Below are 21,283 nucleotides of genomic sequence, written 5' to 3'. Positions count from 1 at the left end.
ACAATTAATAAAGGGGAAGAATGATTTCTAAAAAAGTTTCTTTATAACGGCGATAAGTTATAAACAGACGTGCTACATCTTAATCATCATTAGTTTTTCTCCTTTAAGAATGAAACATTATTCTATACCAATTTCTTCAAGTAAAATTTCCCCATTCGTGCCTGAAAATTGTAAAGTTAATGTTGTATCTTTTAATGTCTCAGCAGAAATGTCTGTTAATGGAACATGAATGGTCTCGAAAATCGGCTCCCAGTTGGTGTCATATTTGCCATCCCGATAATACGTATCAAGTAAACCGAAAGGCGTTTGATCAATCTCAATGACGGGAGATAATGTATGTGTTTCTTGAACTAGAGTATTATTTTCATTTGACAGAACAACTTCCATATCAATTTTCGCCTTAGGTTTATAATTTGCTACCGTAAGGATGAGCGAATTGCGATCAATATTTTTCCTTTTAAGAGAAATGGGAATCGAATATGTAGCTTCTTCTTCCCAAGTAATATGTAATGCATCTTGTGGATGAATTCCACCAGAACGATTTTTAGGACGAATTACTTCTTTTTTGGTTGCGTTAGAAAATTGGCCTAATATTTCTTGATGTTTATTATACGTCAGCAGTGATTGATATTGCCCAGTTTCATATTTGTGTGCCATCGTTGTGTCTGGTAAAAGTTCCTTTCGAACTTGTTCATTTTCGATTAATGTTGCTAATTCAGTACTTTGTTGAAATACATCTTTATAAAAGGCAGTCAAATAGGTGGCCGCAATTTGCTGTTGTTCTTTTTTCGATAATAAGTTCATTTGATTTAGAAACAATCCTTTCGGCATCGCTAAATCATAACGTCCCCAATCATTATTAAATTGGACATGGTTAGCATGTTCAATATATAATGTTGCTTTTATTTGATTCGCATCTGTCAATGCCGTGCGATAAAATTGATGATCTCCTCTAAAATTGTATACATCAGCATCTTGTGCACCGTGCATGATAAAATAAGAAACATTTTCTAGTTTTGGCTTGGTATGTTCAATGGATTTATCAGTAGGGGAGATAGCAGCAACAGCTTTAATTTCAACGTCTCGTAGTGCACTAAGTAATGCTGGATCTTCTATGAACCGTTCATAATCTGCTCCCATTGCAGCTGCTTGCCCACCACGTGAATGACCAGACAATGCAATTTCTTGTAAATTAACTTTTTGATAAAATAAGCTATCTTCTTTTTGATTCATCTCCTTTAATTGCACGATATGTTGTAGCAATATCCACGTTCTTAGTAGGTAGTTATCATTTGGTTGACCTGTAATATTTGAATAATTAATGAAATCTTCATCAACAGAAATGAAAATAAAGCCATGGGAGGCAATAATTTCGCCTAAATAATCATAGCCACCTGTAGAGAATTTTTCCATAGAATGGTTCCCGTGCACCGTTAAAATAACAGGGAAGGGACCGTCTCCTTCAGGCATAAATACTCGCCCGTTTATTGGAAATTCATGTTGGTCAAAATCCCAAAATTTTGTTCGCTTGGCACTCCAATTTGTTATAAAACTCGATGCATCTACTGTTTCTGTATGTTCTGTTACTTCATTACCAAAATCCTTTCGATAAGGATCTTTTCCACTTCCATATGTAAAAAATTGTACGTCATAAGGTCCAGTCAATGGGTCGTCTACATTTGACTGGTTAGACATGAACAACGCGATACTGATAATCGTCAAACCGATTGCACTACATAATATTATTTTTTTACCGTATTTATATGCCCGTATTTTATGTACGAAAAAACTTAAAACGGTAGCAAGAATAGAAGAAAAGACACCGATTATAATCGAAAAAATCGTACCTGCATCAACAACATATAATAATACGCCAAAGCCTATCCCGACATATAAAATACTAGATAAAGCAATACGTGCAATAGGGATACGTAAAAGGGATAAAATAAATGCCAGTAAAAATGTCACAATGACAAATAAAAATAGATTTAATATAAAGGCAACGACATAATCTAAAGAAAGATGGATGAAGGTCGCCCCTGATGGTCGTCCAGAAATAGCGATTAAGGCGAATATCGTTGTCATGACCCATGCAACTAAAACAAAAGACTTTGTCGCATTTGTGTCGTATTCATACGTTTTTATACATTGCTTTTTAATGGACGAAAATAATTTTTGCATCATTTAGCGTAGTTCACCAACTTCCTTTTCCATGATAAAGTCTATTTTAGCACGAAACATATGAACCATCACATAAAAGAATGATATACTACTCATAATTGATGATAGATTCATTGAGAAGAATACAAAAGGAAGTGTTTTTTTGAAAATAAAAGATCCAATAATTGGAGAAGATTTAACGAAACAATCTATGCATGATATAGAAGAAGATTTTATAGAGGAGGCAATAATTGAACAAGAAAATTGCATCAATGAACAATTCAAAGGAATTCATATTCAAAGAACAGTATTTAAAAACTGTCGTTTTATAGGGACAGATTTTTCAAGGATTAGTTTAACAGATGTTCGTTTTGAAAAATGTGATTTCTCGAATGCCAATATGGAGTATGCATCTATGAATCGTGTCTTATTCGACAATTGTAAACTTGTTGGCTGTAACTTGGAACATGCATATATCGGACATACAAAATTCCAACATTCTTTAGTAAATATGGCATTGTTTGGAAAAGCAAAATTAGAAAAAGTGTTATTTGAGCATGCATCATTACAGCAGGTAGATTTTTATCGTTCGATATTTAAAACGATTCAATTCGATTCATGTAATTTAAACGAAGCTAATTTTGAGGAAACACCGTTAAAAGGAATCGATGTTAGTACTTCACAATTTGATACGTTATTTGTGACAATAGATCAATTAAAAGGATTAAAAGTATCACCATTACAAGCGATTCAATTTGCAAGCATGCTCGGACTAATCGTGAAAGATTCATAGGATATGATACGATGTTAATATGAAACATATAATCCAATGATACTAATGATCATAATGACAATCGATAAAGTTAATTGTTTCAAATTTAATGTATTTTTATAGTGACGAAGTTCTACAATAAAAGTAATAATTCCATATAACAATCCAGCGAATAGAAGTATCGTGTATATTGGGAAATCCATGTTTACCCTCCTATATGTGTTGAAATTTCACATACATATGTGACAAATATACGACAAACAAGCTTATATACTAGTATATATAAAAAAGACTTAGAACGAGTACAAAAAGTATCGTCTAAGTCTTTTATGTTAATAAAATGGTGAAATTAATACGTATACTATGACACCCGTTAAACTAACGTATAACCAAATCGGCATCGTCCATCGAGCGATTTTTTTATGCTTCTCTACTTGCATATTTAATCCTTTTGTAAGAGTAAATAATGATAATGGTAAAAGGATTGTTGATAAGAAAATATGTGAAATTAATACAAAATAATAAACATATTTTAAAAATCCATCTTCCCCATAACTCGTAGAGCCTGCTAAAGCATGGTATGTTAAGTACGTAATTAAGAAAATAAATGTTGCACTAAAAGCTGCCAAAATAAAATTACGGTGTGCTTTGACATTTCCTTTTATAATCGATACGAGTGCACCGATTAACATTAAGAATGCAAAACCATTTAAAATCGCATTAATTAATGGAAGAACCGTTAGTTTCATTCCGAAAATAGTATCTGTCGTACTACGCGGAATATAATTTGTACCTAAAATAATAATGACAGCGACAACAGAAAGGCCCCAAATTAGTGGGGTATAATTACGTTGTTTTAAATTATTCGCCTCGCTTTTCATTATATCCCTCTCTTTCCTAACTTTATGATATTCTAGAAACAAAAATAATACAACGAATAATTCTTAAAATGAACAATATTCATAAAGATGACAAATATTTATGAACAAAATAGCCATAATCAATTATTATCGATGGTTAATTTTGTCTTTCCTAATAAGAAGTAAACAATGGCTAATCCAATAATGACTGTAATTAATCCGAAATAGACATTTTCTGTAAAGCCTAACACAACATAACCAAGTCCAGCAATAACTGCTGCAACGATCGCATAAGGTAATTGTGTCATAACATGATCTATATGGTTACAACTTGATCCAGTCGAAGATAGAATCGTCGTATCAGAAATTGGTGAACAATGGTCTCCGAACACTGCTCCAGCTAAAACGGCAGCTAACATCGGTAAAATAAGGTCGATGTTTGTAGAGGCTGCAATTTGACCGGCAATAGGTAATAATAAAGCAAATGCCCCCCACGATGTTCCAGTCGAAAAAGCGATAATTCCAGCCATAATAAAAATAATTACTGGCAAGATTGCAAAAGGGATATTTGATTGTTTTACAATATTAGCTAAATATGTTCCTGTTCCTAGTTGATCAATTAAATCAGTAATTGTCCAAGCGAAAATTAAAATAATAACTGCCGATAACATGGCCTTTATTCCGTTATAAATACCGTTGGAGAAATCCTTTTTCTCTAATTGATTTGCCTTAACATGTCTAATACTCATGAAAAAAGTAATAAGCACAGCAAGTAAGCCACCAAGGAATAAAGATAAGGAAACATCTGCTTCCCCTAAAATGTTAATAACACTTCTTTCGCCAGGAGTTAACGCCATATAACCTGTAGCGAAAATAAAACCGATTGTTCCGATGAACAACATAATAATCGGAACGAGTAAATCAGATATTTTTCCAATAGCACTCGATTTTTCTTCTTGTTGTGCTTCTGTTTTTTGTTGTTGGAATGTTACATTTCCTGTTTGCAAAGCATGAAGTTCATGCTTTTTCATCGCTCCAAAATCTGCTTGACGAATTGCCAAAATAAAGACAAGCCCAATTGCTGACCAAACATAGAAATTCATAGGAATCATCGTAATAAATGCACTTAATGCAGAGTAATCAACAATATTATGTGTCATGAAGACTGTTCCGATTAAACCTAAAATATATGCACCCCAACTAGATAAAGGTGCAATAACACAAATCGGAGCAGCAGTAGAGTCGACGATATATGCAAGTTTTGCACGGGAAATTCGATGTTTATCTGTAATTGGACGTGCAACCTGTCCGACTGTTAAACTGTTGAAGTAATCATCGATAAATAGGGCAAAACCTAATACGATCGTCATTAATTGGGCACCAACACGTGTTTTTACACGGAGGATCATCCAATCTCCGAACGCTTTCGTACCACCCATCATACTGACAAAACTAGTAATCATTCCAAGTAAAAATAAGAATAAAATAATATAGACGTTCCACGTATTTAAAGCACCATCTTCAACGAATACCCGAACAAAAGCTTGAATAATTAAGGTGAATGTTTCTCCGATATGATAATTAGCAACAAAAAATGCTGCAAACAAAATACCGACACCTAAAGATAACAATACTCGTTTCGTTAATAACACCATGACAATAGCTATTAATGGTGGAATAATGGATAAAATTGAATCAGACAAAATCATTACGCTCCTTTACCGTTCACTAACCCTATATATTATACACGATTTTTTATGAAATGCTGAAACAAAACATTAAAAAGGGTAAATATGAAACGGTTTTAAAGAACGAACGACCTTTGCAAGCGGTAGTCCAACAACATTATAATAATCACCAAAAATATGTTTAACGAGTATAGCCCCAGCACTTTGAATGCCATACGCACCAGCCTTATCATATGGATCATCCAATTGAATATAATGTTCTATTTCCTCTTCTGTTAGTTCCCAAAATGTCACTTCTGTTTTTTCAACGAATACGGTATTTTCTTTCGCACCTTTTATATATACACCAGTGTACACTTCATGTGTATTGTCACTTAATTGTTGTAGCATGGAACGAGCATCCATTCTATCTTTCGGTTTTCCGAAAATTTTACCTTGAAAACTAACGACAGTATCTGCCGCTAAAATAATTTCATCAGCATTACTTTGTATACTGTCTCCTTTTAATATGGCAAGTTGTTGCACTTTTTCGATAGGATCTATTTCAGTAACAATGGATTCATCTACATTGTTTGTCCGAATGGTAAAAGGGATTTGTACTTGATGTAATAATTGTTGCCGTCTAGGAGAAGAAGAGGCAAGTATTAGTTTATGCTTCATTTTTTCCCTCCTTAAAAGAAGATGATAAAATAAGTGTAACATAAGATAAGTTGATTTTATGGTGGAAAGGAAGAGGGAAAATGAAGTTAAGTGTATTAGATCAAGCACCTATTACGAAAGGAAATACAGCAACTGATGCTTTAGCATATGCAGAAGAATTAGCTGTTTTGGCGGATGAACTTGGATATGAAAGGATGTGGATGGCAGAACATCATGGAACGAAACGATTTGCTAGTTCCGCACCAGAAATAACGGCAGCACATTTAGCAGCAAAAACGAAACGTATTCGAATTGGGACAGGAGGAGTCATGATGATGCATTATTCTCCACTTAAAATGGCGGAAGTATTCAATACGTTAAGTGCATTTCATCCAGACCGAATTGACTTTGGAGTAGGACGTGCACCAGGTGGGGATAATTATTCAATTTATGCATTATCAGAAGGAAATCAACCAGACGTCTACCATTTATATGAAAAATTTTCAACGACATTAAAATTAATAAAAGGTGATATACCAAACAATCGTCTATATGATAAAACGGTAGCAATGCCAAATCATATTGTTTTACCAGAAGCTTGGATGCTAGGGTCTAGTGGACAAAGTGCGATTCAAACAGCAAAGTTAGGCGCTGGTTATGCATTTGCACAATTTTTTAATGGTGATTTGTCAGAAAAGATGATCAAGCTATATAAGGAACATTTTATTCCTTCTGATTTTATGGAAAAACCTCAGACTTTAGTTTGTTATATGGCAACTGTTTGTGAGACGAGAGAAGAAGCGGAATATGAGGGGAAACCACAAGATATTGCTAGGATGTTATTACAACAAGGAAAAGCACCAATTACATTAACACCAAAAGAAGCAAAAGATTATCCATTAACAGAATTTGATAAAATAGATATCGAAAGAAATCGAAATCGTGGGATGCATATAGTCGGTTCAGCAGAAGATGTAGCTGAAACATTATTGAAAGAACAAGCAATTTATGGATTTGATGAAGCGATGATTTGTAGTATTCCACATGCACAAGCGAAGCGTTTAAATGTGTATCGTTTATTAGCGGAAAAATTACTGTAAAAAGCACTTTACATTTTCCACCAATTGCTATATAGTATTTCTATGTACCTAAATAAACTAGGTAGGTGAAAATGAATGTTTAGTCGAGAGTTAGTAAAAGGCAGTACGTCACTGCTCGTATTACAATTATTACATGAGCGAGATATGTATGGATATGAGTTAGTAAAAGAAATTGAAAAAAGAAGTGAACATCACTTACAAATAAAAGAAGGTTCTCTCTATCCAGGACTTCATAAATTAGAAAAGCAAGAATATATTGAAGCGTATTGGCAAGAACAAGAAAAAGGTCCTGCTAGAAAATATTATCGTATTACGAAGGCAGGGGAAATGATTTTACAAGAACGAACATCTGAATGGATGCAATATGTAAAAGTAATGTCGAAGATGATCGGGAAGACAGAGTCATGAATGAAGAGGCGCAACGATATATAAATGAATTGCAAACAGAACTATCTGATCAAAAAGATTATCAAGCAATCGTTGCGGATTATGAAGCACATATTTATGAAATGTTGCAACATGAACACATTCCACCCAATGAGGTGTATGAGACACTAGTCGAACAATTAGGATCACCGACCGCTGTTGCAAAAATTTGGCGACAAGAAACAGGAATTACACCTCGGAAAACACAATGGTTATTCGTTTTATTAAACATTGCGATTTTTGTTGGTGGAACCGTCTTATTAATATGTTTACATCTGTTTGGATGGAAATGGCTCATTCATGTATGGGATACGGTTGCAAATATACCGATATTTATCTTTGGATTGTATGCCATATTTTGGTCTTTATTAGGCTATGAAATGGGAAAAGAATTTGGACATCGTGGAAAACGATTGTTACAACGAACATTTGTCATTGCAATAATTCCTAATATGTTGTTCGTGTACATCATTTTATCGCATTTATTACAAATTAAAACATTGATGACGTTTATGTTGATTTGTACATTAACTAGTATGTTATACCCTGTCACATTTTTTGGTTATTATTGGGGGAGAAAAGTATCTGTTTGATACTTTTCCCAATTATTTTATTCATATACATAGAATTTCTATGTATAGGTTAGGTGGAGGATTATGAGAGAAACGATACGAAAAAATGACTATTTTGTGCTTGTCTCCTGTTTTTTACTTGGAATATTAGCGGAAATAACTTTTTTCCAAGTTGAAATTGGTCTAAGCATGCTCTTATTTATTTCATGCTTTTACATTGTTTTCTTTCTCCGATTTCGTTTATCTGCATTCCATCATCGGCGGATTGGTATTTTATTGATGGTCATGATATGGATGTTAAGTGCGACCTATTTATTATTCGGTGAAACAATTTTTTATTCTTGGAATAACATTATTATCCCAATATTAATGTTCATTCATATTATCGTTGTTACGAGACCGAACACATTTGTTTGGGGGACGACTAAGTTTATTCGAACGATGTGGGAAAAATTAATGGAAGTCGGCCAATACGATTTTCAATTAATCCTTCGCTTCGGTAAATTTCTAAGACAGAAAAAAATCTTCACCATTATAAGTAGTATCGTATTGATCATGCTTTGTTTCATTATATATATAAATTGGTTCATGCCTTTTTTTAGGGTAATAATTATAAGTATGTTTGTTTTTGGGATGTTTCAAGTACTCCGTTATCCGAAAAATGATGAACAGCAATATTTAATCATCTTACAAAAAAAGAAATCATTGCATTATAAGCCAATGTTTATTGTATCGTTCCTATTGAACCTCATTGGTATTATCTTATATGCAGTTGTCACAGTAGAAATAGTACCAATGTTTTATATGACAATCTTATGGACAGCATGTACATTGTTTTTCTTTTATATTGCTTTGGGTCGAATAAGAAATACACATTTGTTATTGAACATAAGTTATTCAACTTTAATTGTCGTAAACAGTTTGTTTTTGTATAAAACAATGCAAGTTGCGATGGACACGTATGCTTCTGCATGGACGATACGTAGTTTTACAGCTTATCTCGGTTTGTTTTATATTGCTTTTTTACTGATGTATACATTGATTCGAATTTGGGCTAGTCGTATATCTTTGACACACTTTTATTTCATTATCGGCATTATTTTTTATACGATGTTAAACGTTATTCAACTAGAACAGTTCGTTGCAAATGAATACAATGAAAAAAATATTAATGGAAATGAAGTAAACGTACAACAGTTATCATATCCTGGTTGGATTCGTTTAATGGAAATATATGATCATAACGATGATGACGCAATAGACAAATTTTTGGCAGAACAATATGATCAAGAAAAAAATGTCACACATCTATTTTCATATAACTTTTTAAGGGAGCAGTTTTTAGAATATTATCATGCTTGGATAAACGAAAGAGGTTAAGAGGAGGAAGAAAGATGAATGCACAAATACCGAAACATATCGCCATTACGATGGATGGGAATGGTCGATGGGGAAAAGCACGAGGGTTATCAAGGAGTGAAGGTCATTTCGCTGGTGTAAAGGCGATGGAGGAAGTAATCGATGTATGTATTTCGTTACGTGTAGAAGCATTAACATTATACGCCTTCTCTACCGAAAATTGGTCGAGGCCATTAGATGAAGTAAACTATTTGATGAGTTTACCAATAAAATTTTTTCATGAGAAATTACCACAATTTATGAAAAGAAATATTCGAATACGTACATCAGGTAATTTGAAAAAAGTACCATTCCCTACACGTGTCGCTATTGAGAGGGCTGTGAAACGAACAAGAAATAATGAAGGAATGACCGTTAATTTTGCATTTAATTACGGTGGTAGAGATGATATTGTTCAAGCGATAAAAGCGGTTGTCCGTGAAAAAAACGTATCAGGTTCTCAAGAGGCAACAGAAATGGATATCGAAAAACATTTATATACGAATGGGTTATCTTCTCCAGATTTAATGATTCGTACTGGTGGAGAGCAACGAATTAGTAATTTTTTACTTTGGCAAGCGGCAGAAGCTGAACTTTATTTTACGGACGTGTTTTTTCCAGATTTTGATGAAACAGCTTTAAAAGAAGCAATTTGTAGTTGGCAAAAACAACGTGGGTATATTTCAATTTACGAAAAAAGCATGTAATAAAAGACTGTATAAGGAGAAGATAAACCTTATACAGTCTTTTTTCTGTCTATTTGAAAGCAAATTTAAATTATGTTAGGATGATAAATTGTATGTGTTTTTTACACATTTTTCCTAAAAGGTTTGAAATGTGACAGAATAGGTAACAGAATTATGTAAAATATTGTACATATAACGTGTGGAAAGGAGAAATTATGAAAAAATTAACACCAGTTTTTACTGCATCATTTATTTTAACGTTTATTTTTATTTTATGGGGAGCAATTGCACCAGGTAACTTAGAAAGTGTGTCAGGTATTGCTCAAAGTTTCTTACAAACGAATTTTGGGTGGTTTTACTTAATTTCGGCTACATTAATTTTATTTTTCGTCATTTATTTAGCATTTTCGAAGTTTGGAGATGTTAAATTAGGAAAAGATGATGAAGAACCAGAGTATAGTCGTTTTAGTTGGTTTGCTATGTTATTTAGTGCGGGTATGGGTATTGGATTAGTGTTTTGGGGAGTAGCAGAACCAGTTTCTCACTTTTATAACCCGCCATTTGGGGACCCAGAAACACCTGAAGCAGCGAAAAATGCATTACAATATACATTTTTCCACTGGGGATTACATCCATGGGGTATTTATGCGTTAATTGCTTTAGCGCTTGCATACTTTAAATTTAGAAAAGATGCTCCAGGTACGATTAGTGCAACATTTACTCCTTTAATCGGGGATCGTGTAAATGGTCCGATTGGGAAAACGATTGATACGATCGCTGTTTTTGCGACGGTGTTCGGTGTAGCGACATCATTAGGTTTAGGAGCAATTCAAATTAATGGGGGATTAACATACTTAAATAGTAATATCCCAGACAGTTTTTCGACGCAATTTATTATTATTATCGGTGTAACTATTTTATTTATGTTATCTGCATTATCAGGGCTAGGTCGTGGAATTAAGTGGTTAAGTAATACGAATATCGTTATCGCTATTTTATTATTGTTTTTCTTTTTATTTGTTGGACCAACTACTTTCTTAATGGATACATTTACTACAACGATTGGTAGTTATGCACAAAACTTTATTTCAATGAGTTTCCGTTTATCCCCATTTGATGAAAGTGGAGACGCATGGATTCAAGGATGGACAGTATTTTATTGGGCATGGTGGATTGCTTGGTCTCCATTTGTAGGGACATTTATTGCAAGAATTTCACGTGGACGAACGATTCGTGAGTTTGTTGTTGGAGTATTAGCAGTGCCGACGATCTTTTGTGCGTTTTGGTTTGCTATCTTTGGTGGAACAGGAATTTACTTTGATAACTTTAAAAACGCAGGAATTTGGGAAGCAATGCAGTTCGGTGAATATACAGAAATCGCTTTGTTCTCAACATTAGGTGAAATGCCATTAGCGACTATCGCAACAGTATTATCGATCGTATTAATTAGTACATTTTTCATTACGTCGGCAGACTCTGCAACATTTGTTATTGGAATGCAAACGACAAATGGAATGTTAAATCCACCATTAGGAATTAAAGTTGTTTGGGGATTAATTCAATCATCGGCTGCAGCGGTTTTATTATGGTCTGGTGGATTAAATGCTTTACAAACAGCTTCCATCGTTTCGGCTTTCCCATTTGTATTTATCTTGTTGTTTATGTCTGCATCGTTATATAAAGGGTTGCAATCTGAAACAACGCCAGTGAAAAAGAAAAGAAAATCGTTGTAAGCGGGAGGTTATATAATGTTATTAATTAATGTGCGTAAAGGGCAATTTGTATATTATAATAATGAACTACACAAAGTGTATTCGGTAAATCCTTTTGTGAAACAATCTGTTCATTTAATTCGATTACATGACTTAGAACAAGTACTTGCAACGGCGAAGGAGATCACTTATTACCGTCCGAAAAATTTAGACAGTTTTATCGTCAATGGAAAACGGTATACATTAAATAAGGAAACGAAAGCAGAAGTTGGCGATTATATTTTAGTTATTAATCCCAAACCGGATTCATTGGATCATCATCATTTACATGCGATTGAAATGGTTTCATCGATTGAAGATAGAGGGGTAATTAGTAATAAATCGAATGGAATTAAACATGATGAATATTGGGTGATGGAACCAGGTTTGTTAGATAATGCAACAAGGATTGATAAAGAAGACCCTGGTGATCAAACTTTGGAGGAAGAATTAGATATCGTCAATACGGTACACCCTAACTTTACTACTCCAAAAATTGGTGATGTATATCAGAAAAACGATGAAGTGGAATTGATCCAGGCAATGGTCGTCGCCATTCGAGGAAGAACTATTTATTTAGGGAATGGTGAACAAGTACAGGCAGAAGAAATAATGAATACAAATAAATGGAGTTATGTAATCAACCCATTTGAATAATGAAAATGCGTTTCGGTGTACGAGCTGCACCGAAACGCATTTTGATTTTTATATACTTAGTATCCGTAATCTAAATCAATATCTTCTTTACACCAAACGACAGAATGAATAGGTTCAAATTCAACCTCTTTATTATTGATTGTGCAATGAGGTTGGTCATATTTTTTCTCGTTTTTCAACTCTTTATACACCGAAACATCCACATTTTCTAAAACTGTCAACGTCATGTCCTCATTCATCAATAAAGCTGTACCTTTCATTTTCCATCTACACTTCCTTAAATGTATTTTGTTTACAGTTATTAGTATAAGCCATTTATATAAAAATAGTAGCCTTTTGTGAAACTTTTCACAATTAGTTCGAAAGTTTTTGTATAAATTGTGACATCATTTAACGAAAGGGTATGAAAATATTTAAGATTATTACTAGGGGATTTATATTATATACAACATACAACGTTTAGGTCCTATGATAGTAATACTCGTACATACAGTATAACTGATGAAATGGACTATTTTATCAAGGGTAAAATAAAAAACTGTGGAAGCCTCCAAATGAAGGCTTTCACAGTATAATCTTCGGTACAAAATAAGATGTAATATTGAAACATTTATCGCAAACTAAAATTTCTATTTTGTAAATACATACATCATACAAGTTTTAATTTTGATACATGCTATAGAATGAAGGTTAAATCATATCCATTGTATTCGGTTCTCGACCACGACGTTCATTTTTGTCGATGGAGTTGATTAATTTCATATCCTCGTCTTCTAAATTAAAATCAAATAATTGGAAGTTTTCCTCTATGCGATTTGGTGTAATCGATTTTGGAATTATAATCGTATCTCTTTGTATATGCCATCGCAAAATGATCTGTGCTGGTGATTTACTATATTTTTGGGCAAGTTTCACAATCGTTTCATCTTGTAATACAGCTCCCCTTGATAATGGGCTCCATGCTTCTAAATAAATATCGTGTTTTTCACAAAAGTCTTTTAATTCATTTTGTTGGAAGTATGGATGACATTCAACTTGATTCACAACAGGTTTTATTGTGCAATGGGAAAGGATGTTTTCGATATGGTCAATATGGAAATTACTCAATCCGATTGCTTTTACTTTTCCAGTTTTATATAACGTTTCTAAAGCTTTATACGTATCGATATATTTATTTTTCATTGGCATTGGCCAATGAATTAGATAGAGATCAATATAATCGAGTTGTAATTTTTGTAAACTTTCCTCAAATGCTTCTAATGTTTCTTCATATCCGTGATGCGAGTTCCACACCTTTGTCGTTACGAAAATTTCTTCACGAGGGATGCCGCTTTCTTTTATTGCTTCTCCAACTTCTTTTTCGTTGTTGTAAAATTGCGCTGTATCGATGGAGCGATAGCCTGTTTTTAAAGCATGTAACACAGTGTTTTTGGCTACTTCTGGTTCAACTAAGTAAACACCTAAACCGACCTGGGGCATGACGATGCCGTTATTTAAAGTAATATTCACTTTTATTTTCTCTCCTTTAACAAATGATGGTACTATTATTTTATCATGGATATGTGAAACATGTTTAGAAAAAAAGAGTTTGAAACAAAAGATTTACTAACCTTTGTTCCAAACTCTTTCTACTATTTCTCTAACCATTCATTAATAACATTTTCATTTTCTTCCACCCATTTGCGTGCACCATCCAACGGATCTTCCGCCTCAGAAACTTCCACCATTAAAGAACCGATTTGGTCGTCATCCATGTTCCAATTATCGAACCATGTTGCGAGTTCAGGATGGTCATCAGCAAAATCAAGTCGTGTTGCATGGTGAATTTTTTCGACGCCACCATACACTTCTTTAGGGTCGTCTAAGTATTTTAGATCAAGTTCTGAAAAAATACGATGTGGACTCCATAAAGGAGCAACGATTGGTTTTTCTTCTTTCATTGCTTCCGAAATTTCGGTTAACATTGCTGGTTCTGAACTAGGTAATAGTTCGAATGGTAAATCGTATTCTTCAATTAAATCTTCCGTCACTTCCATTGTTCCAGCCCCAGGATCAAAACCAGTAATCACACCTTCAAATAAGTCTACATGATCATGTAAATCTTCAATACTATTAATATCTTCCATATAAGATGGAACAACAAGACCTACCTTTGCATTGTCATACCATGTTGCTTCAGAAAAATTCACTTTATCTTTATATTGTTCTAAATAACTAGCATCTTGCACAGGTAGCCAAATTTCTGGACTAATATCTAATTCATCATTTTCTAATGCTGCCATTTGAGTTCCGATATCAAGAACATTTAAGTTCACATCATATCCTTCCTCTTCCAAAATAACTTTCCACATATTTGTTACAGCGATATTTTCAGCCCAATTAATTTGCCCCATTTCAATGGCCTGCTTTTCATCATTACTACTCGTATTTTCTTTGTTTTCATCGTTATTACTACATGCGACTAATACTCCAGCCACTACAATACTTAAAAGAAATACATTTAAAAAACTTCTAAATTTAGTTCCCATTATATCCTCCAAAAAATTGTATTATTTTTGCGGTGGATGTTTAGGTATGAAATTGTATATTTCCTCATTACGAATACTTTTAACTAAATTATTTAACCACTCGTAATATTGCATGGAACCTTCTATTTGGTGTAACTTTTCAGTTGCATCTTTTTTTATAATAGATGAAACAGCTTCATCATCGATTACTTTTTGTAGCAAGTCTTTGGAACGTTGAATTGCTACTGTGTTCGTATTTATTTCTCGTTCCCACATTTGACAGAAGAAACCGATAAATGTATTGAAAAAGTCTTTTTCAGCTTGATACACGTGTTTTCTTGATCCGCGTTGATATACCTTTTTAACCATATCAATATCTTGTAATTTACGGACACCCGTACTCATACTAGGTTTACTTAAACCTAATTCATCTCGCATTTCATCTAAGGTCATTTGGTCACGAAAATACATCGTTGCATAAAGTCTACCAATAGAAGGTGTCACTCCATAAACATCCATTGTTTCCGCAATGGCGTTAATGATTTCGCCTTCCGCCTCTTCAATGTTGTGTAGAGCTTGATCGTTATTTGATAGAGTCATTCAAACACCTCTTTAAAAGTCCATTTATAAGATTAAATTTTTTCTTAACATTCTTAATGATACATTATTTAATTTATATGTCAAACAACTAATTATAATATAGCTTTGACAAATATATTTACATATGTTAAGTTAAATTTGTTCAATAAATTAAATTTTTTCTTAACAAACTTAATGAAAGTGGGGAGTCATTTGGACATTAAGCAGCAATACATAGATGGAGAATGGAGCTTTTCTCAATCAGGAGCAACGCGTGAAATTATTAATCCTTTTAATCAAACAATTATCGCGAAAGTAACAGAAAGTAATGAAGAAGATGCACATCTTGCAATTAGTGCCGCAAGGAAAGCATTTGATACGACAACTTGGCCGACAATTTCGACAGAAGAACGTGCACAAATTGTACATGAAATTGCTAATCTAATCGAACGTGATAAAGAAGAATTAGCTATGCTGGAGACGTTAGATACGGGAAAAACATTAGAAGAAAGTCGTTGGGATATGGATGGAATTGCAGATGTCTTTCGTTATTATGCAAATATCGCTAAAGATGAAGTAGAACGAGTGGAAGTCCCAATGGAAAATGTAGATAGTACGGTTATATATGAACCTGTAGGTGTATGTGGCCAAATTACACCTTGGAACTACCCGTTATTACAGGCATCATGGAAATTAGCCCCAGCTTTAGTTGCTGGAAATACATTAGTAATGAAGCCTAGTGAAATAACACCACTTACGACGATTAAAGTATTCGAATTAATGGAAGAGGCTGGTGTACCAAAAGGGGTAGCGAATTTAGTATTAGGACCAGGACATACAGTCGGCACTGTTTTGTCTGAAAGCGAAGACGTAGACCTCATTTCCTTTACGGGTGGACTTGAAACAGGGAAAAAGGTAATGCAAGCAGCAACGAGTAATGTGAAAAAAGTTGCATTAGAATTAGGTGGAAAAAACCCTAATATTATTTTTGCAGATGCAAAATTGGAAGAGGCAGTAGATGTTGCGTTAAATGGGGTCTTTTTTCATGCTGGACAAGTTTGTTCAGCAGGAACAAGAATTATTATCGAAGAAAGTTTACACGATGTTTTTGTAGAAAAATTGGTAGAACGTGTGAAAAACATTCGTCTCGGGAATGGCTTAGATGACATGACTGAAATGGGCCCACTCATTTCTGCAACACATTTAAAAAAGGTAGTCGATTATGTTGAAAGAGGTAGAGATGAGGGGGCTACATTATTAGTAGGAGGTGCACAACCAGAAGAAGCGGCATTAAGTGAAGGTTTTTTCTATTTACCTACCGTATTTACTAATTGCACAACTGAAATGTATGTTGTACAAGAAGAAGGTTTTGGTCCAGTTATTACGATTGAAACATTTACAACAGAAGAAGAAGCAATAAAATTGGCAAATGATTCCCGTTATGGATTAGCTGGAGGAGTGTGGACGGAAGATATGGATAAGGCTAACCGCGTAGTACGAGCACTTAGAATGGGAACAGTTTGGATCAATGATTTTAATATTTACTTTCCTGAAGCGCCTTGGGGTGGCTACAAACAATCAGGATTTGGACGTGAATTAGGAAAACTAGGTTTAGCTGAATATCGTGAGCCAAAACATGTTTTTCTGAATAAAGCTCCTGCTTCAATGAATTGGTTTGGAGCATCTAAAAAGGATTAATTTTTCAATAGATATTGTGTAATATTCTTGTTGTTAGTGACTTGAACATTAAAAACGAATGAGGTTTGAACATCATCTTATCGCAAAAATAGTAACGAGTAAAAACATTCAAAAATTAGCCTAGTAATAAGGGGCTTAGGCTGAATGTCAAAATATCGTTCTAAATGCAATCATGTTCAAACCTCTTTTTATCTTTTATAGAGTTGTGTGTGGTTTTTATATAAATAAATCAATGAATTTTTCTGCTGCCTTCGGTAAATAACGGTCTTTTAACCAAATTAAAACAGAGCTAGACGTCATTTTTGCATCTTCAATTCTTAATACAGAAACGTTTTCAGTATTATGTTCCAATAAAGTTGATTCAGGTACAATAGTTGCCCCGAGTCCCTCATGTACTAATCCTAGTAACATATCTACGTTCGGTGATTCGCAAATTATCTTTGGTTGGACTTCTAATTCTTTAAATTTATTAATAATAATTTCATATTGCCCAATCCCTCGAATGCGATGTAAAAGCAATAAAGGCAAAGTTGCTAACTTGTTAATGGTAATTGTACTATAATGGGGTTGGTCTAATAATTCATTCGGAATGACTGCAACATATTCTTCTTCAGGTAAATGAATCGCATCAAAATGTTCCATTTCAATAGGTAATCGACAAATAACGACATCTAATTCACGTTCGATTAATTGTTTGGATAAATAATAGGAATCCCCTTCGATTATTCTAAGTTTTACGTTCGGATGATATGTTTGTAATTCATGGAATTTTTTAGGGATATAAGAAAAACACGATTTATTACAACCTATTCTTAACGTACCACGAATTCCTTTTCCAGTTTCTTTTACTTCTGTAATCGTTTCATCGATTTGGAAGAAAATTTGTTTTGCTTTGTCGTATAAAACTTTCCCAGCTTCAGTTAATTCCATGCTCCGACCGTGTCGATCGAATAAGCTTACTTCTAAATCTTCTTCTAAAGATTTTAATGATTGACTTAATGGGGGTTGTGCAATATGTAACTTTTTTGCAGCCCTCGTTATTTGACCTTCATTTGCAATTTCGTAAAAGTAACGTAATTGTTTTAAATTCATCGTTTCACCTCGTATATAAAAAATATATAGATAACAAATGTTTTTAATATTTTACATATATCATAACATATATGATAATAAATGTAACGATTTAGTAATCGCTTTCAGAGTTTTACAAATAAAATTGTTTGAAAATTAATAATAGAGCTAACATTCTGGGTGATTGCTTACATAGTTTAATTTATTATATTTTAGGAGGTTTCATTCATGGGAGCTGCAACAGGTAAACAATACAAAGAGAGATTGCAAAAGGCAAATAACAATGTGTATGTGAATGGGGAAAGAGTAGATGATGTGACAACACATCCAGCGTTTAAAAATGTCATTGATTCAATGGCGAAGTTATACGATATTCAACATGAAAAACCTGAAAAAATGTTATATACTTCACCAACAACAGGTGATAAAGTTGGGATGACGTTTTTACATCCAACGACGAAAGAAGATTTATTTAAACGTAGAGAGGCAATTCAAGAATGGGCATTATCACATAATGGAATGATGGGTCGTGCACCAGATTATATGAATGCTGAAATTATGGCGACAGGAATGAATAATGATTTATTTGGAGAAGACGATCCAATGTTCGCGGAAAACTCTCGTAAATATTACGAGTTTGTTCGTGAAAATGATTTAACATTAACACATACTTTAATTCATCCACAAGTAAACCGTGCAAAAGCATTGCATGAGCAAAATGATGCAAGTGTTGCATTACATTTAAAAGAAAAAACGAAAGATGGAATTATCGTTGATGGTGCTAGATTATTAGCAACACAAGGTGGAATTACAGATGAAACAATGGTATTCCCATCAACATTTAAAAAATCTGGTGAAAAGGATGATATTTTCTCTCTAGCATTTGCTATTCCAAATAATGCAGAAGGGATTAAACATATTAGCCGTGAACCTTGGGATTACAGAGATAATAAATGGGATTATCCATTATCATCACAATTTGAAGAAGGCGATACGATCATTCATTTTGATAATGTGTTCGTCCCTTGGGAGCGTGTATTTGTATGTGGAAACTCATCGATTTGTAACAGAGCATTTTCAGATACAAATGCAGTAGTACACATGTCACACCAAGTAGTTGCAAAGGCAATTGTGAAGACTGAATTTATTTTAGGTCTTGCATTAAGTATTATGGAAGCAATCGGAATCGACCAATTCCAGCACGTACAAGATAAAGGGCGCGACATTATGATCACATTAGAGAATATGCGTTCACATTTATTCCGTGCAGAACATAATGCGAAGGTCGATAAACATGGAACGATGACACCAGATTTTGCTGCATTAGATGCTGCTCGTAACTGGTTCCCAAGAATTTATCCATCGTTAACAGAAATTATTCGTGTATTATGTGCATCTGGATTAACAGCAATTCCAACAGAAGCTGATTTCCAACACGAAGAAATTGGACCGATTTTAGATCGTGCATTACAGTCGAAAAACTTAAATGGAACGGATAGAGTTCAATTATTCCGCTTAGCTTGGGATTTAACATCAAGTGCATTTGGTTCAAGACAAAACCATTATGAGTATTATTTCTTCGGAGATCCAGTTCGTATGGGGATGATGTACTTTGATAATTATGACAAAGAGCCATATAAGGCTCGTGTAAAAGACTTCTTAGATTCTATTAAAAAATAATAAAAAACAGGGGGCATTTTAAAATGACATTAGATATTACGAGAACAGGTAGAGCGGTTTTACATGTGACAGATTTAGACGCATCGAGAAAATTTTATGTAGACGCATTAGGCTTCGTGGAAACAGAAGCAGATGAAAATCATATTTACTTACGTGGATACGAGGAACAAAATCACCATAGTTTATTACTAAAAAAGTCAGATAAAGCTGCTGTAGAAGTAATTAGTTACAAAGTATATGCAGAAGAAGAGTTAGATAAAATTGAAGAAGTAGTGAAGAAAAATGACCTTGCATATAAATGGGTACCAAAGGGGGAACAACATGCGGTAGGCCGTGCGTTACGCGTCCAAGATGTGTCAGGGTTATCGTTAGAATTCTATGCGGAAATGGATAAAGTGGAAAGTTTATTACAACGTTACGACTTACAAAAAGGTTCTCGTGTACAGCGTATCGACCATTTAAACTGCTTAGTGCCTGACGTGCAAAAAGCGTATGATTTCTATAATGAAGAATTCGGTTTCCGTCCATCTGAGTATACAGAAGATGACGAAGGGAAATTATGGGCAATTTGGACACATCAAAAAGGAAACGTACATGACCAAGCGTTCATGAATGGAGATGGACCACAATTACACCATGTTGGATACTGGTTACCAGATCCATTAGCGTTAATCCACACTTGTGATGTGTTAGCGTCGATGGGAATGGCTGACAATATTGAGCGTGGACCAGGTCGTCACGGATTATCGAACGCGTTTTTCTTATATTTACGTGATCCAGATGGGCACCGTATCGAGTTTTATTTCGGAGATTATTTCACAGGTGACGGAGATTTCGAACCGAAACGTTGGAGTGTACATGACAAAACACGTCAAACATTCTGGGGTCATGAAGCGCCAGATAGTTGGTTTGATGAAGCATCTCCATTCATCCACGTATTAACGGGAGAACTCATCGAAAAAGAAAAAGCGAAATTAACATTATATAAGCCGGATTTTACGCTATAAAAAATAGAGCAAAGGAAAGTGCGGAGGGAATG

At 34.1% G+C, this 21,283-nt stretch carries 21 protein-coding genes; 11 read left to right on the top strand and 10 right to left on the bottom strand.

Annotated elements, in window-relative coordinates:
- Positions 1-117: 117 nt before the first annotated feature.
- A complete protein-coding gene (locus SPD45_RS12210; RefSeq protein ID WP_336268047.1) occupies positions 118-2,184 on the bottom strand; it encodes a poly(ethylene terephthalate) hydrolase family protein in 2,067 nt (688 codons plus the stop codon).
- Positions 2,185-2,323: 139 nt separating this feature from the next.
- On the opposite strand from SPD45_RS12210, the gene SPD45_RS12205 reads away from it, so the two are divergent.
- Positions 2,324-2,953 (top strand): pentapeptide repeat-containing protein, encoded by a 630-nt coding sequence (locus SPD45_RS12205; RefSeq protein WP_336268046.1) that lies wholly within the window; start codon positions 2,324-2,326, stop codon positions 2,951-2,953.
- A 14-nt stretch (positions 2,954-2,967) separates the two neighbouring features.
- Here SPD45_RS12205 and SPD45_RS12200 read toward each other — a convergent pair whose 3' ends face one another.
- The 4 genes from SPD45_RS12200 to SPD45_RS12185 form a co-directional block, all read right to left on the bottom strand.
- Positions 2,968-3,135 (bottom strand): hypothetical protein, encoded by a 168-nt coding sequence (locus SPD45_RS12200; protein ID WP_336268045.1) that lies wholly within the window; start codon positions 3,133-3,135, stop codon positions 2,968-2,970.
- 129 nt (positions 3,136-3,264) lie between these two features.
- The gene (locus SPD45_RS12195) at positions 3,265-3,813 is read right to left on the bottom strand and encodes a DUF420 domain-containing protein (protein WP_336268044.1); all 549 of its coding nucleotides are present in this window, start codon (positions 3,811-3,813) and stop codon (positions 3,265-3,267) included.
- A 119-nt stretch (positions 3,814-3,932) separates the two neighbouring features.
- Positions 3,933-5,495 (bottom strand): Na+/H+ antiporter NhaC family protein, encoded by a 1,563-nt coding sequence (locus SPD45_RS12190; protein ID WP_336268043.1) that lies wholly within the window; start codon positions 5,493-5,495, stop codon positions 3,933-3,935.
- Between the two features lie 75 nt (positions 5,496-5,570).
- Positions 5,571-6,140 (bottom strand): Maf family protein, encoded by a 570-nt coding sequence (locus tag SPD45_RS12185; RefSeq protein ID WP_336268042.1) that lies wholly within the window; start codon positions 6,138-6,140, stop codon positions 5,571-5,573.
- 80 nt (positions 6,141-6,220) lie between these two features.
- Here SPD45_RS12185 and SPD45_RS12180 point away from each other — a divergent pair, with 80 nt between their 5' ends.
- The 7 genes from SPD45_RS12180 (at position 6,221) to SPD45_RS12150 (ending at position 12,709) form a co-directional block, all read left to right on the top strand.
- Positions 6,221-7,219 (top strand): MsnO8 family LLM class oxidoreductase, encoded by a 999-nt coding sequence (locus SPD45_RS12180; protein WP_336268041.1) that lies wholly within the window; start codon positions 6,221-6,223, stop codon positions 7,217-7,219.
- Between the two features lie 75 nt (positions 7,220-7,294).
- The gene (locus SPD45_RS12175) at positions 7,295-7,627 is read left to right on the top strand and encodes a PadR family transcriptional regulator (protein ID WP_336268040.1); all 333 of its coding nucleotides are present in this window, start codon (positions 7,295-7,297) and stop codon (positions 7,625-7,627) included.
- Positions 7,624-8,238 carry an HAAS signaling domain-containing protein gene (locus tag SPD45_RS12170; RefSeq protein ID WP_336268039.1) on the top strand — a complete coding sequence of 205 codons (615 nt, stop codon included), beginning with the start codon at positions 7,624-7,626 and terminating at the stop codon, positions 8,236-8,238. Before SPD45_RS12175 ends, SPD45_RS12170 begins: the two co-directional genes overlap by 4 nt.
- Before the next feature lie 63 nt (positions 8,239-8,301).
- A complete protein-coding gene (locus SPD45_RS12165) occupies positions 8,302-9,597 on the top strand; it encodes a hypothetical protein (protein WP_336268038.1) in 1,296 nt (431 codons plus the stop codon).
- Between the two features lie 14 nt (positions 9,598-9,611).
- Positions 9,612-10,322 carry a polyprenyl diphosphate synthase gene (gene uppS, locus SPD45_RS12160; RefSeq protein WP_336268037.1) on the top strand — a complete coding sequence of 237 codons (711 nt, stop codon included), beginning with the start codon at positions 9,612-9,614 and terminating at the stop codon, positions 10,320-10,322.
- A gap of 194 nt (positions 10,323-10,516) precedes the next feature.
- Complete coding sequence (locus SPD45_RS12155) at positions 10,517-12,034, top strand: glycine betaine uptake BCCT transporter (RefSeq protein WP_336268036.1); 1,518 nt, start codon at positions 10,517-10,519, stop codon at positions 12,032-12,034.
- A gap of 15 nt (positions 12,035-12,049) precedes the next feature.
- Positions 12,050-12,709, top strand: a complete 660-nt coding sequence (locus SPD45_RS12150) for a hypothetical protein (protein ID WP_336268035.1) — start codon at positions 12,050-12,052, stop codon at positions 12,707-12,709.
- Between the two features lie 56 nt (positions 12,710-12,765).
- On the opposite strand, the gene SPD45_RS12145 is transcribed toward SPD45_RS12150, so the two are convergent.
- From SPD45_RS12145 to cudC, 4 genes are all read right to left on the bottom strand, one after another.
- Entirely contained in the window at positions 12,766-12,969 is a 204-nt protein-coding gene (locus tag SPD45_RS12145) for a hypothetical protein (protein ID WP_336268034.1), read from the bottom strand.
- A 430-nt stretch (positions 12,970-13,399) separates the two neighbouring features.
- Positions 13,400-14,188 carry an aldo/keto reductase gene (locus SPD45_RS12140; RefSeq protein ID WP_442962029.1) on the bottom strand — a complete coding sequence of 263 codons (789 nt, stop codon included), beginning with the start codon at positions 14,186-14,188 and terminating at the stop codon, positions 13,400-13,402.
- Between the two features lie 152 nt (positions 14,189-14,340).
- Entirely contained in the window at positions 14,341-15,237 is an 897-nt protein-coding gene (locus SPD45_RS12135) for a glycine betaine ABC transporter substrate-binding protein (RefSeq protein WP_336268032.1), read from the bottom strand.
- Positions 15,238-15,258: 21 nt separating this feature from the next.
- Positions 15,259-15,816: a choline uptake/conversion transcriptional regulator CudC gene (gene cudC, locus SPD45_RS12130; protein ID WP_336268031.1), complete on the bottom strand. Its 558-nt coding sequence runs from the start codon at positions 15,814-15,816 to the stop codon at positions 15,259-15,261.
- Positions 15,817-16,008: 192 nt separating this feature from the next.
- Here cudC and betB point away from each other — a divergent pair, with 192 nt between their 5' ends.
- Positions 16,009-17,493: a betaine-aldehyde dehydrogenase gene (gene betB / locus SPD45_RS12125; protein ID WP_336268030.1), complete on the top strand. Its 1,485-nt coding sequence runs from the start codon at positions 16,009-16,011 to the stop codon at positions 17,491-17,493.
- A 216-nt stretch (positions 17,494-17,709) separates the two neighbouring features.
- On the opposite strand, the gene SPD45_RS12120 is transcribed toward betB, so the two are convergent.
- The gene (locus tag SPD45_RS12120) at positions 17,710-18,585 is read right to left on the bottom strand and encodes a LysR family transcriptional regulator (RefSeq protein ID WP_336268029.1); all 876 of its coding nucleotides are present in this window, start codon (positions 18,583-18,585) and stop codon (positions 17,710-17,712) included.
- A 207-nt stretch (positions 18,586-18,792) separates the two neighbouring features.
- On the opposite strand from SPD45_RS12120, the gene hpaB reads away from it, so the two are divergent.
- Both hpaB and hpaD read left to right on the top strand, forming a co-directional pair.
- Positions 18,793-20,244: a 4-hydroxyphenylacetate 3-monooxygenase, oxygenase component gene (gene hpaB, locus SPD45_RS12115; RefSeq protein ID WP_336268028.1), complete on the top strand. Its 1,452-nt coding sequence runs from the start codon at positions 18,793-18,795 to the stop codon at positions 20,242-20,244.
- 23 nt (positions 20,245-20,267) lie between these two features.
- Entirely contained in the window at positions 20,268-21,251 is a 984-nt protein-coding gene (gene hpaD, locus SPD45_RS12110; RefSeq protein WP_336268027.1) for a 3,4-dihydroxyphenylacetate 2,3-dioxygenase, read from the top strand.
- The last annotated feature ends 32 nt before the right edge of the window (positions 21,252-21,283 follow it).

The sequence above is a fragment of the Pseudogracilibacillus sp. SO10305 genome (genome assembly GCF_037072005.1).
GTDB lineage: Bacteria > Bacillota > Bacilli > Bacillales > Amphibacillaceae > Pseudogracilibacillus > Pseudogracilibacillus intestinigallinarum.
This window is presented reverse-complemented; position numbering and strand designations above follow the sequence as displayed.

What these genes read in the sequence shown, in the direction of transcription:
- SPD45_RS12150 (WP_336268035.1), top strand. Translation starts at nt 12,050, where the DNA reads ATGTTATTAATTAATGTGCGTAAAGGGCAATTTGTATATTATAATAAT.
- SPD45_RS12195 (WP_336268044.1), bottom strand. Translation starts at nt 3,813, where the DNA reads ATGAAAAGCGAGGCGAATAATTTAAAACAACGTAATTATACCCCACTA.
- SPD45_RS12210 (WP_336268047.1), bottom strand. Translation starts at nt 2,184, where the DNA reads ATGATGCAAAAATTATTTTCGTCCATTAAAAAGCAATGTATAAAAACG.
- cudC (WP_336268031.1), bottom strand. Translation starts at nt 15,816, where the DNA reads ATGACTCTATCAAATAACGATCAAGCTCTACACAACATTGAAGAGGCG.
- SPD45_RS12140 (WP_442962029.1), bottom strand. Translation starts at nt 14,188, where the DNA reads ATGCCCCAGGTCGGTTTAGGTGTTTACTTAGTTGAACCAGAAGTAGCC.
- SPD45_RS12165 (WP_336268038.1), top strand. Translation starts at nt 8,302, where the DNA reads ATGAGAGAAACGATACGAAAAAATGACTATTTTGTGCTTGTCTCCTGT.
- SPD45_RS12145 (WP_336268034.1), bottom strand. Translation starts at nt 12,969, where the DNA reads ATGAAAGGTACAGCTTTATTGATGAATGAGGACATGACGTTGACAGTT.
- SPD45_RS12180 (WP_336268041.1), top strand. Translation starts at nt 6,221, where the DNA reads ATGAAGTTAAGTGTATTAGATCAAGCACCTATTACGAAAGGAAATACA.
- SPD45_RS12155 (WP_336268036.1), top strand. Translation starts at nt 10,517, where the DNA reads ATGAAAAAATTAACACCAGTTTTTACTGCATCATTTATTTTAACGTTT.
- SPD45_RS12185 (WP_336268042.1), bottom strand. Translation starts at nt 6,140, where the DNA reads ATGAAGCATAAACTAATACTTGCCTCTTCTTCTCCTAGACGGCAACAA.
- SPD45_RS12200 (WP_336268045.1), bottom strand. Translation starts at nt 3,135, where the DNA reads ATGGATTTCCCAATATACACGATACTTCTATTCGCTGGATTGTTATAT.
- SPD45_RS12135 (WP_336268032.1), bottom strand. Translation starts at nt 15,237, where the DNA reads ATGGGAACTAAATTTAGAAGTTTTTTAAATGTATTTCTTTTAAGTATT.
- uppS (WP_336268037.1), top strand. Translation starts at nt 9,612, where the DNA reads ATGAATGCACAAATACCGAAACATATCGCCATTACGATGGATGGGAAT.
- SPD45_RS12120 (WP_336268029.1), bottom strand. Translation starts at nt 18,585, where the DNA reads ATGAATTTAAAACAATTACGTTACTTTTACGAAATTGCAAATGAAGGT.
- hpaD (WP_336268027.1), top strand. Translation starts at nt 20,268, where the DNA reads ATGACATTAGATATTACGAGAACAGGTAGAGCGGTTTTACATGTGACA.
- SPD45_RS12175 (WP_336268040.1), top strand. Translation starts at nt 7,295, where the DNA reads ATGTTTAGTCGAGAGTTAGTAAAAGGCAGTACGTCACTGCTCGTATTA.
- SPD45_RS12170 (WP_336268039.1), top strand. Translation starts at nt 7,624, where the DNA reads ATGAATGAAGAGGCGCAACGATATATAAATGAATTGCAAACAGAACTA.
- hpaB (WP_336268028.1), top strand. Translation starts at nt 18,793, where the DNA reads ATGGGAGCTGCAACAGGTAAACAATACAAAGAGAGATTGCAAAAGGCA.